At 71.2% G+C, this 1,715-nt stretch carries 3 protein-coding genes and 1 pseudogene; 2 read left to right on the forward strand and 2 right to left on the reverse strand.

Features of this window, described 5'->3' with window-relative positions:
• A pseudogene (locus ABD671_RS05345) lies at window positions 1–181 on the forward strand (ABC transporter ATP-binding protein); the annotation flags it as partial.
• A gap of 24 nt (window positions 182–205) precedes the next feature.
• Here the strand turns inward: ABD671_RS05345 and ABD671_RS05350 are convergent.
• Window positions 206–586, reverse strand: a complete 381-nt coding sequence (locus ABD671_RS05350) for a hypothetical protein (protein WP_344732226.1) — start codon at window positions 584–586, stop codon at window positions 206–208.
• A 47-nt stretch (window positions 587–633) separates the two neighbouring features.
• Entirely contained in the window at window positions 634–1,305 is a 672-nt protein-coding gene (locus tag ABD671_RS05355; RefSeq protein ID WP_344732227.1) for a CTP synthase, read from the reverse strand.
• A 212-nt stretch (window positions 1,306–1,517) separates the two neighbouring features.
• Here ABD671_RS05355 and ABD671_RS05360 point away from each other — a divergent pair.
• Window positions 1,518–1,715, forward strand: a 198-nt coding sequence (locus ABD671_RS05360) for a hypothetical protein (RefSeq protein ID WP_344732228.1), incomplete at its 3' end; no start/stop codon positions are given.

A 1,715-nucleotide genomic window follows, 5' to 3' on the forward strand; every position in this document is an offset into this window, starting at 1 on the left:
GGCGGCTGAGGCGGGGCAGGAGTTGCCGCCGTTGCCGCCGATCCCGTTGCAGTTGGAGCCCAGCAATGGGATCTCGCGTCGTAGTCAGCGGGAGCCGGGTGCGTGGTGTCGGGAGAACGGTGTGACCCCGCCGCCGGGTTCCTTCGCCCCGGCCATGACCATGGCCCCCGGCGGGAACTGAGGCCGGTCCCCGACCTCGATCTGCTCAGCCGCAGACGACCCGCACGACGACCCGCTCCGGCGCCCCCTCGACGTCCACGGGTACCCAGGTGAGCTCCACCGGCATCGAGGAGTCCCAGCCGGACGCCGGTAGGCAGGCCGGCCGATCGCCGCTATGCAGGCCGCCGTCGGCGTCGATCCAGCTGGTCTCGAGCGGAACGCCGACCATCGCGCCGTCCGGCAGCTCGCATCCGATCTGCGCCGGTGTCGAGACGCAGCGCTCGGGCCGCTCGGTGTGCGCCAGGGTCTCACTGCGCAGGTCCCACCCGACGAAGCCCGCGATGAGGAGTGCCGCCGTCGCCGCCGCGGCGATGGCGATCCCGCGCCGTGAGGTGAGGCCGGTCGGCGTCCGTTCGTCCACGCTCATCTGCCGAGCCTGGCAGGGACGAGACCGATGCGCCAGGGATGCGGTGATCAGACTCGGACGGCGTCCATGAAGGCCGCTACCAACGGGTGGACCGCGGCGCCCTCGCTCGCACCGATGTGCGGCTGGAACATGCTGGTCACGTAGAAAGGATGGTGCGGGAACTCCAGCACCTCGGCGGCGAGCTCCGGTCCGGTCGCTCCGACGATCACGCCGTCGTCGGCGAGTGCGCGGATGCTCTCGGGGGATGCCGCGAAACTGCAGAAGTGCATGCCGTCGAAGGGCTCGCGGACCCAGCCGGCGAAGCGGCTTCCCGGTACCGGCCTGACCTCCGATGCGACGCCCTGGAGGGAGCAGGCGAGCGGGACGATCGCATGGTCGGTGCGGCCGGCATCGGTCTCCGCGTGGGTGGCGTCGGCCCCCAGCTCGGTTCGCAGGTACTCCAGGACGGCGTACTGCATGCCGCCGCAGGTGCCGAGGAACGGCTGACCGCCGCGTCGGATCGTGGTCAGCGCCGCCAGGACCGCGTCGTCGTCGGCGTACGGCGAGCCGGGTACCAGCCAGACGCCATCGAAGGAGCTCAGGTCGCCGCCGGCGTCGGTGGCCACCCATCGGGTGTCGACACCGCAGTCCTCCCGCAGGCGCGGCCGCAGCGCATCCAGCTCCCGGTGGCTGCGATGCTCGCTGCGATCGCCCACCAGAGCCACTGACCGTCCCGCCATGCGAGGGACGGTAGCGGTCGGTGGCCGGGTGCGGGCACTTCGAGGCTCGCTTCGCTCGCACCTCAGTGACCGGACGGGCCGTGCTGGTGGTTGAGGTGCCCGAGCCCCTGGGCGAGGGCCGCGAAACCCGGTGAGGGACGAGGCAGCCTGAACCCACGACGCCCAGATCGCCCCGTCCGGAAATGTCGGTGGTCGTCTCTAGCGTGGTCTTCATGTTCGATCTCGGGATTCTCGAACAGCTGTCACCCACCCCTTCCACGGGGGCGGCTGCGCAGCCGCTGCCGCATGACCCGGTGGCGATGCTCGAGGAGATCACCGCACTCGAAGACAGCATCAATCGGTTGCGGGCCCGGCAGGCTCGGCTGGCGGTGGAGTTGGCGCAGGTGCGGGCGGTGGAGTCCATGCCGCGT

The organism is Nocardioides fonticola (genome assembly GCF_039536805.1).
GTDB classification, from domain to species: Bacteria; Actinomycetota; Actinomycetes; order Propionibacteriales; family Nocardioidaceae; genus Nocardioides; species Nocardioides fonticola.

What these genes read in the sequence shown, in the direction of transcription:
- ABD671_RS05355 (WP_344732227.1), bottom strand. Translation starts at nt 1,305, where the DNA reads ATGGCGGGACGGTCAGTGGCTCTGGTGGGCGATCGCAGCGAGCATCGC.
- ABD671_RS05350 (WP_344732226.1), bottom strand. Translation starts at nt 586, where the DNA reads ATGAGCGTGGACGAACGGACGCCGACCGGCCTCACCTCACGGCGCGGG.